Genomic DNA, 14,016 nt, shown 5'->3' on the forward strand with positions numbered 1-14,016 from the left:
TCTATGAAATCACACGCATCTTGAAGTTAGATTGGCCTATAGCCCTGGGTTTTATTTCCATTTCGGGACGTGGGGCTTTTTATTTTGAAAGAGAGATAAAACAATCATTGCGATCCCACAACATATTAATACGCAGCCTAATGCCTGACCCCAGCCTGCCAATGCCAAACCAAGCCCCAGTAGCAAATAGTAAAACAACCCAAGTAAAGCCCCGGCTGTACCTCGCCTATCTGAATAGTTAGTTAATGCAGAAGCTAAAATATTTGGGATCGCCAACCCATAAGCGATGACTATTCCCAATATTGGAAAAATAAAGAGCCAGCTATTTTCGAGCAAATATACACCGATCCCACTGAATAAACTGATTAATGAAGCAAGGGTAACTATTTGGATTGAGCCTGATTGTTGCTTTAATAGATATTTGTTTAATAGTGAACCTAATCCAACGCCGAAAGTTAATAACAAACCAGTATAACCAAATACTTTCTGTGATAATCCGAATTGTTGGAAACGAAATGGCGCTAATTGGTAATAGCTAAACAAACAAATATTGAAAAGTGCGATCAAAAACGCATTTCGCCAAATTGAAATATCCTTAATCATCATAATTACTGTGCTGAATAAAGCCACCTTTGTTATATCCGTTGGTCGGGTTTCTGGTAATTGGGCAATAGACCAACAGATCAGGATAACTGCCAGAATAGCTAACCCAGCAAAGACGGCTTTATAGCCAGCAAAATAGTTCAATGTTGAACCACTGAGCATGCCAATAGCAGGGCTGATGGCTAAGGCAATGCCCATGACAGAAAAGACACGTGTTAACTCTTCCCCACGATAAGTATCACGCATAATGGTTTGTGTGCCAATAGAGCCAACTGCGGCTCCGAACGCAGACAGCATTCGGGCAATGAGCAATAACCAAAATTGTTGTGTCAATAATGCCAACAGGGAAGCGAGGCCATAGAGTGATAGACCAGTAATAATAGTTGGGCGCCTGCCAATGACATCACACATACGTCCCCATACGACAACACCAAGGGCAAAAGCAAAAAAGTAGAGTGATAGTGTTTGGGCGGCTTGTTCTGGATTGACGGAAAATCCAACGGCAATATTGATTAATGCGGGACTATAGATGGTTTCTACGATCTGTGGGAACATCATCAAAGCAATAGCGAGCCGGATTGATGGTCTATTTTGCATGATTTTTTTTCTTTTGCTGATAAGTGATGGCTTGAAAGGTTAGCATTATGGTTGTTGTCTTTTTATGATAATAAAGACTATTTGTTTATTTAATCGGACATGAAATCAGAAGGAATAAACATGGCATGGCTGCAACAAAGTGACTATTTTGATCCTGATAGCTTGGATATGCCTGTAATAGGGATCGCAGCAGAGATGGGGCAACACGATTCTGGCTTTCACCAACATGATATGGGGCAATTACTGTTTACCCAACGGGGCTGTATCAAGATTACATTGGCAAACCAGATTTCTGTTCTGCCTCCAAGTAGAGTGGCTTGGATCCCTCCCAGAACACGGCATCGGGCAGAAATGCGTGGTTCTATAGGTTACCGTTCTATTTATTTAAATTCTAATTATTTGAAATTTTTTGAAATGGAGTCACTTTCGACGCAAAGTGCAATATTGGAAGCCACACAACTATTGCAGGCTCTTTTAGAGCGTATCGCGATATCTTCTTTTGACTCTGATTGGTATCAGGGAAAAGGGGTAAATTTGTTAGTACTATTTTTTGATGAAATTCGCGAGGCACGTAGGGAACCAACTTTATTGCCGTTGCCGTCTGATCGGCGTTTAGCGCATTTGTCATTTGATCAATTGCCGTCACCATTACACATACTGGCGACTTATATCGGTGCCAGTGAGAAAACCATTACCCGGATATTTCAGCGTGAAACAGGAATGAATTATCAACAGTGGCGGCAGCAATGGCGATTGGTAAAGGCAATAGAGTTATTGGCGCAGAATAAAACATTATCCTATGTTGCACAGGAACTCGGTTTTGCCAATGATAGTGCGTTTGTGACATTTTTTCGCAAAGTTATGGGGAGACCGCCAAGAGAGTATATGGCGGGTTCAAAGAGATAAAACAAAACTACGCCCCTGATATCAGAATAAAAACTGACATAAGAGGCGCAGAAATACATTACTCAAAATGTGCCCGATGTAGATTGATTAGATTACTTTTTCAGCTGGCTTTTGAAATCGCGTTTTGCGTGACCAGTATAAAGTTGGCGCGGACGTGCGATCTTCAAGCCTTCATCATGCATTTCATTCCAGTGTGCAATCCAGCCAATAGTACGGGCAATGGCGAAAATCACGGTGAACATGGTCGATGGAATACCCATCGCTTTCAGGATAATGCCTGAATAGAAGTCGACGTTTGGATACAGTTTTTTCTCAATGAAGTATGGGTCATGCAAGGCAATACGTTCTAATTCCATTGCTACTTCCAGTAGACTGTCATTTAGGCCAAGCTCATTGAGTACTTCATGACAGGTTTCACGCATCACTGTTGCGCGAGGATCATAGTTTTTGTAAACACGGTGACCAAAGCCCATCAAGCGGAAAGAGTCATTTTTGTCTTTGGCGCGAGCGATGAATTCAGGAATGTGTTCGACAGTTTGGATCTCTTCCAACATCCGTAAGCAGGCTTCATTTGCTCCGCCATGTGCTGGTCCCCATAGGGATGCAATGCCCGCAGCAATACAGGCAAATGGGTTGGCACCAGAAGAACCCGCAGTACGCACCGTTGAAGTTGAAGCATTTTGTTCATGATCTGCATGCAGAATGAAAATGCGATCCATCGCGCGTTCTAATACTGGATTAACCTTATATTCCTCACACGGTGTCGAGAACATCATGTGCAGGAAGTTAGCAGCATAAGACAGATCGTTACGTGGGTATACGAAAGGCTGCCCAATTGAATATTTGTAACACATTGCCGCAACAGTTGGCATTTTGGACAACAGGCGATAAGCAGTGATTTCACGATGGCGAGGATTATGGACATCCAACGCATCATGATAAAAGGCCGCTAGTGCGCCTGTCACACCACAAAGTACAGCCATTGGATGGGAATCGCGACGGAAACCATGGAACAGACGGGTGATCTGTTCGTGGATCATAGTATGACGAGTCACCGTAGTTTTAAATTTTTCGTATTCTTCGGGAGTGGGGGGTTCGCCATATAGCAGAATGTAACAGACTTCCAGATAGTTCGATTCCGTTGCAAGCTGATCGATGGGAAAACCACGGTGTAGCAAAATGCCTTCGTTGCCATCAATATAGGTGATTTTCGACTCACAGGAGGCGGTGGAAGTAAAACCTGGATCATAAGTATAGAAGCCTTTTGAGCCGAGGGTACGAACGTCAATCACTTCAGAACCTAGGGTCGGCGTTAGCACGTCTAGTTCGATAGCAGCTGAACCATTTATGTCCAACGTAGCCTTTTTATCAGCCATTTATATCTCCTTAGCGCTTATTTTTATAAACCCTAACAACCAGATAGGCGCAATTTATACTGTGCCGAAGGCATTGTGCTACCGGAGAGAATTTAAAATCAGGCTGGTATCACATTTAACGCTGAAATCTCATTACGGATGACAATGGTTTTCAGGTTGTTAAAAAGTTTTTGGAAGTTATGTTGAAAGTACTATTTACATTTAAAGTATTATTTACATTAAATGTTATCATTTTGTGCTTATATGATACTTTTACATAACTTTTATTTTTCGTTAAGATTAATTTTTCATCATAAAATGATGGAAAATAATATATAGCGATATATATGTAAGATAAATGTTTAATCTTTGTCAAACAAGATTGTTGGTTTTATGAGAAATGTTTGAAGCGTGATCTTTCTCACTGTTCAAGCTAAATGTTAATAATCGTATTGTGTGGCAATTGTAATAACAATGTGAAGTACTTATACTTCCATAAGGTCTCCGGATTATCCTGATGTAGGAGCGCCCAGCGTAACCAAATCACAACTTTTGATGAACTGTAAGGATTGTTAAAGTTAATTATGTTGTGTCTTTGTATCCTCTTCGCGCTGTCTGATTCCCGCTCGGAACCGGAGGATGGAAAATAAAAAAAGCTTTGTGGGCAAAATTGTGAAAAAACAAAGACCTGTCAACCTTGATCTGCGGACGATTAACCAACCCGTCTCCGCGATAGCATCGATCTTGCACCGTATCTCAGGCATTATTACCTTTATCGCAGTTGGCATTCTACTGTGGTTATTGGGGATGTCATTATCTTCGCAAGAGGGCTTCCTACAGGCATCTGAAATCATGACTGGCTTCTTCGCCAAATTTATCCTGTGGGGGATATTGACGGCGCTGGCTTACCACATCTGTGGGGGGATTCGCCATGTGTTGATGGATTTTGGCTTTCTGGAGGAAAATCTCGCTACCGGTAGTGCATCTGCCAAAGTAGCAATAGCAATCGCGGTTATTCTGTCTATTCTGGCTGGGGTATTATTATGGTAAGCAACGCATCCGCTTTGGGTCGTACGGGTATTCAGGATTGGCTGCTACTGCGCGCATCCGCAATTATTATTGTTTTGTACGTCTTCTATCTCGTCGGTTTTGTCGCAACAACGTCGGATATTACCTATGAAGTCTGGCGGGGTTTCTTTTCTTCATCCCTCACTAAAGTATTCACTGTGTTGACGCTGCTTTCCATTCTGGTTCATGCGTGGATTGGAATGTGGCAGGTACTGACAGATTATGTCAAACCGCTCGCACTGCGTCTGGTTTTGCAACTGGTGATTATTGTGGCGCTGTTAACTTATTTGATTTACGGAACAATTGTGGTGTGGGGTGCATAAATGAAACTGCCAGTAAGAGAGTTTGACGCTGTTGTTATTGGTGCTGGTGGCGCAGGTATGCGTGCTGCACTACAAATTTCACAAATGGGGTTATCCTGTGCTTTGATTTCCAAAGTGTTCCCAACTCGTTCCCACACTGTATCAGCACAGGGTGGGATCACTGTTGCGTTGGGCAATTCCCATGACGATAACTGGGAATGGCACATGTATGATACGGTGAAAGGTTCCGATTATATTGGTGACCAGGATGCCATCGAGTACATGTGTAAGACTGGCCCAGAAGCCATTTTGGAACTGGAACACATGGGGTTGCCATTCTCCCGTCTGGATGATGGCCGTATTTACCAACGCCCATTTGGCGGGCAATCCAGGAATTTTGGTGGCGAGCAGGCTGCTCGTACTGCCGCTGCTGCCGACCGAACTGGCCACGCTCTATTACATACTCTGTATCAGCAGAATTTAAAAAACCACACGACTATTTTCTCCGAATGGTACTCGTTGGATCTGGTTAAGAATCAGGATGGTGCCATTGTCGGTTGTACCGCGATTTGTATCGAAACCGGTGAAGTGGTCTATTTCAAAGCTAAGGCGACTATTTTGGCAACCGGTGGTGCTGGTCGTATCTTCCAATCCACAACTAATGCGCATATCAATACCGGTGATGGTGTGGGGATGGCATTACGTGCAGGTGTTCCTGTTCAGGATATGGAAATGTGGCAATTCCACCCAACGGGTATTGCTGGCGCGGGTGTTCTGGTTACGGAAGGTTGTCGTGGTGAAGGTGGTTACCTGCTGAATAAAGATGGTGAGCGCTTTATGGAGCGCTATGCGCCAAATGCTAAAGACCTTGCTGGCCGTGATGTAGTCGCACGTTCTATGATGATCGAAATCCGTGAAGGTCGCGGCTGTGAAGGTCCGTGGGGTCCGCACGTTAAACTGAAACTGGATCATCTGGGTAAAGACGTATTGGAATCTCGCCTGCCAGGTATTCTTGAATTATCCCGTACTTTCGCCCACGTCGATCCGGTGAAAGAGCCGATCCCTGTTATCCCAACTTGTCACTATATGATGGGGGGATCCCAACTAAGATCACTGGTCAAGCGCTGACAGTCAATGAAAAAGGCGAAGATGTAGTGATCCCTGGTTTGTTTGCTGTGGGTGAAATTGCTTGCGTATCTGTTCACGGTGCAAACCGTCTGGGGGGTAACTCACTGCTTGACCTGGTGGTATTTGGTCGCTCCGCAGGCTTGCATTTGAAAGAATGTCTGATGGAACAAGGCACTAGCCGTGATGCCAGCGAATCTGATGTTGATGTGGCTCTTCAACGTTTGGATCGTTGGAATAATACCCGTTCAGGTGAAGATCCAGTGGAAATCCGCAAGGCATTGCAAGCTTGTATGCAGCATAATTTCTCGGTATTCCGTGAAGGTGATGCGATGGCAAGAGGACTTGAAGAGCTGAAAGTGATCCGTGAACGTCTGAAAAATGCTCGTCTGGATGATACTTCATCAGAATTCAATACCCAACGCATTGAATGTTTGGAATTGGATAACCTGATGGAAACGGCTTATTCAACTGCGGTTGCTGCGAATTTCCGTACAGAAAGTCGTGGTGCCCATAGCCGCTTTGACTATCCAGAGCGTGATGATGCTAACTGGCTGTGCCATAGCCTCTACTTACCGCAAACTGAGAGCATGACTCGTCGTGAAGTAAATATGCAGCCAACGCTGCGTGAAGCTTTCCCGCCGAAAGTGCGTTCTTACTAATTGCATTGCTGATGTTCCAGTTGCGGAGAAATAGACTATGAAACTTGAATTCTCAATTTATCGTTATAATCCAGATGTTGATGATGTACCTCATATGCAGGATTACACGCTGGAAGCAGAGGAAGGGCGCGACATGATGTTGCTGGATGCGCTCATCCAGCTAAAAGAGCAGGATCCAACCTTGTCATTCCGTCGTTCTTGTCGTGAGGGGGTTTGTGGCTCTGATGGCGTGAATATGAACGGTAAAAACGGCTTGGCATGTATTACACCCATTTCAGCGCTGCGTCGTGGCAATAAGAAAATTGTTATTCGTCCATTGCCTGGTTTGCCTGTAGTTCGTGATTTGGTTGTTGATATGGGGCAGTTCTACGCGCAATATGAGAAAATCCGCCCTTATCTGATTAATGATGGTAAAAATCCCCCTGCGCGTGAGCACCTACAATCACCAGCCCAGCGTGAAAAGCTGGATGGTTTGTATGAATGTATCTTATGTGCCTGTTGCTCAACATCTTGTCCATCATTTTGGTGGAATCCGGATAAATTTATCGGCCCAGCTGGCCTTTTAGCGGCATACCGTTTTCTGATTGACAGCCGTGATACTGAAACAAGTTCACGATTGGATAATCTGAATGATGCATTCAGTGTTTTCCGTTGCCATGGAATTATGAATTGCGTCAACGTGTGTCCTAAAGGGTTGAACCCGACAAAAGCGATTGGTCATATTAAATCTATGTTGCTGAAACATAGCGCATAATGAAATAAAAATTTGTGCATAAATAACACATAAATAGTGTGTAAATAGTGCATATAATGTTGCCCTCCACAATTTTGAAATAAATATCAAATCAGTGGAGGGCATAAAGAATGAAAAATGATAAATTGCCTGCTGCTAAAAAGACGAAGTATGTTTCCAAATAAAGGGATCTTTAAAAACTGATAGTTAGTTTTTAAAGGTTCCTTGAAGGGTAGGAAAACCCATAGAAGAACATGCATTAAGCACGTCCAAATGAACCTTTTATCAACACCGCTAATTAAGCGGTATTTGTTAACCACGGCGAAAACTAAAGCTTTTAAAGCTTAAGGGATCACAATGCAGAACGGCGCAATGAAGGACTGGCTGGACTCAAGCTTTCTGGCTGGTGCAAACCAGTCTTACATAGAGCAAATCTATGAAGACTATATAACCGATCCTAATTCTGTTGATGCAAGTTGGAGAGAAATTTTCCAACAATTACCAGATGCAGGACTTAGCGGCGAACAACTTCACTCACAGACACGCGATTATTTCCGTCGTCTGGCAAAAGATGCCACACGTTATCACACTTCAGTCAGCGATCCAGCAATGGATGCAAAACAAGTCAAAGTTTTGCAGCTCATCAATGCATTCCGCTTCCGCGGGCACCAACATGCAAATCTTGATCCATTGGGATTATGGAAACAGGAACTTGTACCTGATCTTGAGCCTGCTTTCCATAATTTAACAAAAGCGGATTTTGAAGAAACCTTTAATGTAGGCTCTTTTGCCATTGGTAAAGAGACAATGAAATTGGCTGATCTGTATGACGCGCTGAAACGCATTTATTGCGGTTCAATTGGTGCGGAATATATGCATATCACCAATACGGAAGAAAAACGTTGGATCCAGCAACGTCTGGAGTCAGTGGCAGTCAGTTCACAGTTTAGTGCGGAAGAAAAGCGTCGTTTCCTGAAAGAATTAACGTCAGCGGAAGGTTTGGAACGCTATTTAGGTGCTAAATTCCCAGGGGCGAAACGTTTCTCCCTGGAAGGTGGTGATGCGCTTATCCCTATGTTAAAAGAGTTGATCCGTCACGCGGGTAAACAAAATACCCGTGAGGTGGTATTGGGGATGGCTCATCGTGGTCGCCTCAACGTTTTGGTCAATCTCTTGGGTAAAAAACCGGTTGATCTGTTTGACGAATTTGCAGGTAAACATAAAGAGCATCTGGGCACAGGTGACGTAAAATACCATCAAGGTTTTTCTTCTGATTTTGAAACTGAAGGTGGTTTGGTGCATTTGGCACTAGCCTTTAACCCATCTCACCTTGAGATTGTCAGCCCTGTTGTTATCGGTTCTGTACGTGCCCGCCGTGATCGTCTTGATGAAGGTCGCAGTAACATGGTTCTGCCGGTCACCATCCACGGTGATGCCGCAGTCACAGGGCAGGGGATTGTTCAGGAAACGTTGAACATGTCTCAGGCTCGTGGTTATGAAGTTGGCGGTACTGTTCGTATCGTAGTGAACAACCAGATTGGCTTCACCACGTCTAACCCGAAAGATGCTCGTTCAACACAATATTGTACTGATATTGTGAAAATGGTTCAGGCACCAATTTTCCACGTTAATGCCGATGATCCGGAAGCGGTGGCATTCGTTACTCGTCTGGCACTTGACTTCCGTAATACCTTCAAACGTGACGTCATGATCGACTTGGTTTGTTACCGTCGCCACGGTCATAACGAAGCGGATGAGCCAAGTGCAACTCAGCCACTGATGTACCAGCAAATCAAAAAACAACCAACTGCACGTAAAATCTATGCAGATAAATTGGTAGCGGAAGGTTTGCTGGAAGCCAATGATGTTACTGAGATGGTGAACCTGTACCGTGATGCATTGGATCATGGTGAATGTGTTGTCGATGAATGGCGCCCAATGGGGCTGCACTCGTTCACATGGGAACCCTACTTAAACCACGAATGGGATGAAGAGTATCCACATCAGATGGATATGAAACGTCTGCAAGATCTTGGCAAAAGCATCAGTACCGTTCCTGCCGAAGTAGCAATGCATTCACGTGTTGCGAAAATCTATAACGACCGTGCAGAAATGGCTAATGGCAATAAATTGTTTGACTGGGGTGCTGCGGAAACACTGGCGTACGCGACCCTGGTTGATGAAGGTATACCTGTCCGTATTTCTGGTGAAGATGCGGGACGTGGTACTTTCTTCCACCGTCATGCTGTTATTCACAATCAAAACAATGCTTCTGTTTATGTACCCTTGGCGAATATCCATAATGGTCAAGGTGTATTTAATGTATGGGATTCTGTCCTTTCAGAAGAAGCGGTACTGGCATTTGAATACGGTTATGCAACAACTGAACCCCGTGTTTTGACGATTTGGGAAGCCCAATTTGGTGACTTTGCCAACGTGGCTCAGGTTGTGATCGACCAATTTATCAGTTCTGGTGAACAGAAATGGGGCCGGATGTGTGGCTTGGTTATGTTGCTGCCACATGGCTATGAAGGACAGGGACCAGAACACTCATCGGCACGTCTGGAGCGTTATCTGCAACTGTGTGCTGAGCAAAACATGCAAGTTTGCGTACCATCTACTCCAGCTCAGGTTTATCACATGTTGCGTCGTCAGGCTCTGCGTGGTATGCGCCGTCCGCTCATCGTGATGTCACCGAAATCATTACTGCGTCATCCATTGGCAGTATCTACTCTGGATGAATTAGCGCATGGCAAATTTGAGCCAGTGATTGGTGAAATTGACGCTTTAGATCCAAAAGGTGTCAAGCGCGTTGTGCTTTGTTCCGGCAAAGTTTATTACGATCTGCTGGAACAGCGTCGTAAGAATGAACAGACTGACGTTGCTATTGTGCGTATTGAACAGCTGTACCCATTCCCACGTCATCATCTGCAAGCTCAGCTTGAGCAATATGCTCATGTTCATGACTTTGTCTGGTGTCAGGAAGAGCCACTGAACCAAGGGGCTTGGTATTGCAGTCAACATAATTTCCGTGAAGCAATCCCATTTGGGGCTTCTTTACGTTATGCAGGTCGTCCGGCATCTGCTTCCCCAGCTGTGGGATATACGTCTGTTCACCAGCAGCAACAGCAAGCACTGGTTAATGACGCACTGAACGTTGAATAAATTAAGGATAGAAAATGAGTAGCGTAGAAATTCTGGTTCCAGACCTTCCTGAATCTGTTGCAGATGCCACTGTGGCAACATGGCATAAAAAACCAGGTGACACCATAGAGCGTGATGAAGTGTTGGTTGAAATTGAAACGGATAAAGTGGTTTTGGAAGTACCAGCAAGTGAAGCCGGTGTTTTGGAATCTATTTTGGAAGAAGAGGGTGCCACTGTACTGTCCAAGCAACTGTTAGGTCGTATCCGTCTGGGTGACAGCACGGGTATCCCTGCTGAAGTAAAAGCAAAAACAGAAACAACGCCAGCACAGCGTCAAACCGCCTCTTTGGAAGAAGAAAGCAACGATGCACTAAGTCCTGCGGTTCGTCGTCTGATTGCCGAGCATGATTTAGATCCTGCTGCCATTAAAGGCAGTGGTGTTGGTGGTCGCATTGTCCGTGAAGACATAGAAAAGCATATCGCTGCAAATAAAAAAGAGAGTGATAAGCCCGTTGCATCTGCTGAACAGCCATCCTTATTGCCACACCGCAGTGAAAAACGTGTCCCAATGACGCGTTTACGTAAGCGTGTTGCAGAACGTTTGCTTGAAGCGAAGAACAATACGGCAATGTTGACAACTTTCAATGAAGTTAACATGAAGCCAATTCAGGAATTGCGCAAGCAGTATGGCGATGCGTTTGAGAAACGCCATGGTATGCGTCTGGGCTTCATGTCTTTCTATGTGAAAGCGGTTGTTGAAGCATTGAAACGTTATCCAGAAGTGAACGCTTCCATTGATGGGACAGATGTGGTTTACCACAACTATTTTGATATCAGTATTGCTGTATCTACACCACGTGGTCTGGTTACACCAGTATTGCGCGATGCAGATGCATTGAGCATGGCTGACATTGAGAAAAGCATCAAAGAGCTGGCTATCAAAGGCCGCGACGGTAAACTGACTGTTGAAGAACTCACGGGCGGTAATTTCACTATTACCAACGGTGGTGTCTTCGGCTCTCTGATGTCCACCCCGATCATTAACCCACCACAAAGCGCGATCCTTGGTATGCATGCCATTAAAGATCGCCCAATGGCGGTAAATGGTCAGGTTGAGATCCTTCCGATGATGTACTTGGCACTGTCCTATGACCACCGTCTGATTGACGGTCGTGAGTCAGTCGGCTTCCTGGTGACCATCAAAGAAATGCTGGAAGATCCAACACGTTTGTTGCTGGATGTATAGCATCACTGTCGGCGGAGAGTGTTAATTCTGCCAAGTCTGAAGTAGTACGACGTTGATGTAAAAATATATGCAGGCCAGCCCCTTGGGGCTGGTCATATCCAGAGCAACAAAATAGAAGGTAATTTACCTTTCTTAAATTAAATTATGGATAGAACATCATGAATTTACACGAGTATCAGGCAAAACAACTTTTTGCACGGTATGGTTTACCAGCACCTGCTGGCTATGCTTGTACCACACCGCGCGAAGCAGAAGAAGCAGCATCCAAGATTGGTTCAGGTCCTTGGGTCGTTAAATGTCAGGTTCATGCAGGTGGCCGCGGTAAGGCGGGTGGCGTGAAAGTCGTCAACAGTAAAGAAGATATTCGCACTTTTGCTGAACAATGGCTGGGCAAACGACTGGTAACTTACCAGACAGATGCACAGGGGCAACCTGTTCATCAGATCTTGGTGGAAGGGGCTACCGATATTGCCAAGGAGCTGTATCTTGGGGCTGTTGTTGATCGTGGTACACGTCGTGTAGTGTTCATGGCCTCTACTGAAGGTGGCGTCGAAATAGAAAAAGTGGCAGAAGAAACGCCTGAGTTAATTCATAAAGCCATTATCGACCCACTCTCTGGCCCTATGCCGTATCAAGGCCGTGAATTGGCGTTCAAACTTGGTTTGACGGGTAAACAAGTTGGTCAATTCACCAAGATTTTCTTGGGATTGGCTAACTTGTTCTTAGAGCGTGATTTGGCATTGGTCGAAATCAACCCTCTAGTGATCACAACGCAAGGTGATCTGGTTTGTTTGGATGGAAAATTGAGTGCTGATGGTAATGCGATGTTCCGTCAGGCTGAATTGCGTGAAATGCACGATCCTTCGCAGGAAGATCCACGTGAAGCTCAGGCTGCACAGTGGGAACTGAATTATGTTGCGCTGGATGGCAATATTGGTTGTATGGTGAATGGTGCAGGTCTGGCAATGGGAACGATGGACATTGTCAAATTGCATGGTGGTGCACCGGCAAACTTCCTTGATGTCGGTGGTGGTGCCACAAAAGAGCGTGTTACCGAAGCATTTAAGATCATCTTGTCAGATGAAAATGTTAAAGCTGTTTTGGTTAATATCTTTGGTGGTATTGTCCGCTGTGACTTGATTGCTGACGGCATTATTGGTGCGGTGGAAGAAGTGGGTGTTAACGTACCGGTAGTCGTTCGTCTGGAAGGAAACAATGCCGAACTGGGTGCTAAAAAGCTGGCGGATAGCGGTTTGAACATCATTGCCGCTACCAGTTTGACTGACGCAGCTAAACAGGCAGTAGCCGCAGCGGGGAATAAATAATGTCTATTTTAATCGATAAAAACACCAAAGTGATTTGTCAGGGTTTTACTGGCAGCCAAGGGACTTTTCACTCGGAACAGGCGATAGCCTACGGTACTCAAATGGTGGGTGGCGTAACACCGGGTAAAGGTGGCACTGAGCATTTAGGATTACCTGTATTCAACACCGTACGTGAAGCCGTTGAAGCAACGGGTGCAACCGCTTCTGTAATCTATGTTCCGGCACCATTTTGTAAAGATTCCATTCTGGAAGCGATTGATGCAGGCATTAAACTGATCATCACTATTACAGAAGGCATCCCAACACTCGATATGTTGACCGTTAAGGAGAAACTGGATCAAGCTGGTGTTCGTATGATTGGTCCTAACTGTCCGGGAGTCATTACTCCTGACGAATGTAAGATCGGCATCATGCCTGGTCATATTCACAAGTCAGGTAAAGTGGGCATTGTTTCCCGTTCAGGCACATTGACTTATGAAGCGGTTAAACAGACCACAGATGCTGGGTTGGGGCAATCTACCTGTGTCGGTATCGGTGGTGACCCGATCCCGGGTTCGAACTTCATCGATATTCTGCAACTATTCCAGGAAGATCCACAGACAGAAGCGATTGTCATGATTGGTGAAATTGGTGGTACAGCCGAAGAAGAAGCTGCGGCTTACATCAAAGAGCATGTGACTAAGCCGGTTGTTGCTTATATTGCGGGTGTGACTGCACCTAAAGGTAAGCGTATGGGTCATGCCGGAGCGATTATCGCAGGTGGTAAAGGAACAGCAGATGAGAAATTTGCTGCACTGGAAGCTGCTGGCGTGAAGACCGTCCGTAGCCTTGCAGACATTGGCGATGCTGTAAAAGCGTTATTAGCATAACAATCACAAAATAAACCATTTTTATAGAAAAAGGCTGCCCTAGGGTGGCCTTTTATTTTTTATTCATAATATTAACAGTA

The 14,016-nt window shown here is 44.8% G+C and carries 10 protein-coding genes and 1 pseudogene; 9 read left to right on the forward strand and 2 right to left on the reverse strand.

Annotated elements, in window-relative coordinates; all coding sequences use genetic code 11:
- Positions 1–51: 51 nt before the first annotated feature.
- Positions 52–1,200, reverse strand: coding sequence for an MFS transporter (locus tag AAC853_RS12415; RefSeq protein WP_340614737.1), 1,149 nt, complete (start codon positions 1,198–1,200; stop codon positions 52–54).
- Positions 1,201–1,320: 120 nt separating this feature from the next.
- Here AAC853_RS12415 and AAC853_RS12420 point away from each other — a divergent pair, with 120 nt between their 5' ends.
- Positions 1,321–2,106: an AraC family transcriptional regulator gene (locus AAC853_RS12420; RefSeq protein ID WP_340614738.1), complete on the forward strand. Its 786-nt coding sequence runs from the start codon at positions 1,321–1,323 to the stop codon at positions 2,104–2,106.
- A 92-nt stretch (positions 2,107–2,198) separates the two neighbouring features.
- On the opposite strand, the gene AAC853_RS12425 is transcribed toward AAC853_RS12420, so the two are convergent.
- A complete protein-coding gene (locus AAC853_RS12425) occupies positions 2,199–3,482 on the reverse strand; it encodes a citrate synthase (RefSeq protein WP_338882880.1) in 1,284 nt (427 codons plus the stop codon).
- A gap of 639 nt (positions 3,483–4,121) precedes the next feature.
- Between AAC853_RS12425 and sdhC the strand changes: the two genes are divergently transcribed.
- The 8 genes and pseudogenes from sdhC (at position 4,122) to sucD (ending at position 13,936) form a co-directional block, all read left to right on the forward strand.
- Complete coding sequence (gene sdhC / locus AAC853_RS12430) at positions 4,122–4,511, forward strand: succinate dehydrogenase cytochrome b556 subunit (RefSeq protein ID WP_193848979.1); 390 nt, start codon at positions 4,122–4,124, stop codon at positions 4,509–4,511.
- On the forward strand, positions 4,505–4,852 hold the full coding sequence (sdhD, locus tag AAC853_RS12435; RefSeq protein ID WP_086109108.1) for a succinate dehydrogenase membrane anchor subunit: 348 nt from the start codon (positions 4,505–4,507) through the stop codon (positions 4,850–4,852). The genes sdhC and sdhD overlap by 7 nt, the downstream gene beginning before the upstream one ends.
- Positions 4,853–6,618 (forward strand): annotated as a pseudogene (sdhA, locus tag AAC853_RS12440) (succinate dehydrogenase flavoprotein subunit).
- 37 nt (positions 6,619–6,655) lie between these two features.
- On the forward strand, positions 6,656–7,372 hold the full coding sequence (locus tag AAC853_RS12445) for a succinate dehydrogenase iron-sulfur subunit (protein WP_338882878.1): 717 nt from the start codon (positions 6,656–6,658) through the stop codon (positions 7,370–7,372).
- Positions 7,373–7,708: 336 nt separating this feature from the next.
- Positions 7,709–10,516: a 2-oxoglutarate dehydrogenase E1 component gene (sucA, locus tag AAC853_RS12450; RefSeq protein ID WP_338882877.1), complete on the forward strand. Its 2,808-nt coding sequence runs from the start codon at positions 7,709–7,711 to the stop codon at positions 10,514–10,516.
- A gap of 14 nt (positions 10,517–10,530) precedes the next feature.
- Positions 10,531–11,742: a 2-oxoglutarate dehydrogenase complex dihydrolipoyllysine-residue succinyltransferase gene (odhB, locus tag AAC853_RS12455; protein ID WP_338882876.1), complete on the forward strand. Its 1,212-nt coding sequence runs from the start codon at positions 10,531–10,533 to the stop codon at positions 11,740–11,742.
- A 158-nt stretch (positions 11,743–11,900) separates the two neighbouring features.
- Positions 11,901–13,067, forward strand: a complete 1,167-nt coding sequence (gene sucC / locus AAC853_RS12460; RefSeq protein ID WP_074022389.1) for an ADP-forming succinate--CoA ligase subunit beta — start codon at positions 11,901–11,903, stop codon at positions 13,065–13,067.
- Complete coding sequence (sucD, locus tag AAC853_RS12465) at positions 13,067–13,936, forward strand: succinate--CoA ligase subunit alpha (protein ID WP_193848991.1); 870 nt, start codon at positions 13,067–13,069, stop codon at positions 13,934–13,936. The genes sucC and sucD overlap by 1 nt, the downstream gene beginning before the upstream one ends.
- Positions 13,937–14,016: the final 80 nt, after the last annotated feature.

The organism is Xenorhabdus thailandensis (assembly GCF_037996785.1).
GTDB classification, from domain to species: domain Bacteria; phylum Pseudomonadota; class Gammaproteobacteria; order Enterobacterales; family Enterobacteriaceae; genus Xenorhabdus; species Xenorhabdus griffiniae.

Coding starts and splice junctions, on each gene's coding strand:
- sdhD (WP_086109108.1), top strand. CDS start 4,505: ATGGTAAGCAACGCATCCGCTTTGGGTCGTACGGGTATTCAGGATTGG.
- odhB (WP_338882876.1), top strand. CDS start 10,531: ATGAGTAGCGTAGAAATTCTGGTTCCAGACCTTCCTGAATCTGTTGCA.
- AAC853_RS12420 (WP_340614738.1), top strand. CDS start 1,321: ATGGCATGGCTGCAACAAAGTGACTATTTTGATCCTGATAGCTTGGAT.
- sucA (WP_338882877.1), top strand. CDS start 7,709: ATGCAGAACGGCGCAATGAAGGACTGGCTGGACTCAAGCTTTCTGGCT.
- sucC (WP_074022389.1), top strand. CDS start 11,901: ATGAATTTACACGAGTATCAGGCAAAACAACTTTTTGCACGGTATGGT.
- AAC853_RS12415 (WP_340614737.1), bottom strand. CDS start 1,200: ATGCAAAATAGACCATCAATCCGGCTCGCTATTGCTTTGATGATGTTC.
- sucD (WP_193848991.1), top strand. CDS start 13,067: ATGTCTATTTTAATCGATAAAAACACCAAAGTGATTTGTCAGGGTTTT.
- AAC853_RS12445 (WP_338882878.1), top strand. CDS start 6,656: ATGAAACTTGAATTCTCAATTTATCGTTATAATCCAGATGTTGATGAT.
- AAC853_RS12425 (WP_338882880.1), bottom strand. CDS start 3,482: ATGGCTGATAAAAAGGCTACGTTGGACATAAATGGTTCAGCTGCTATC.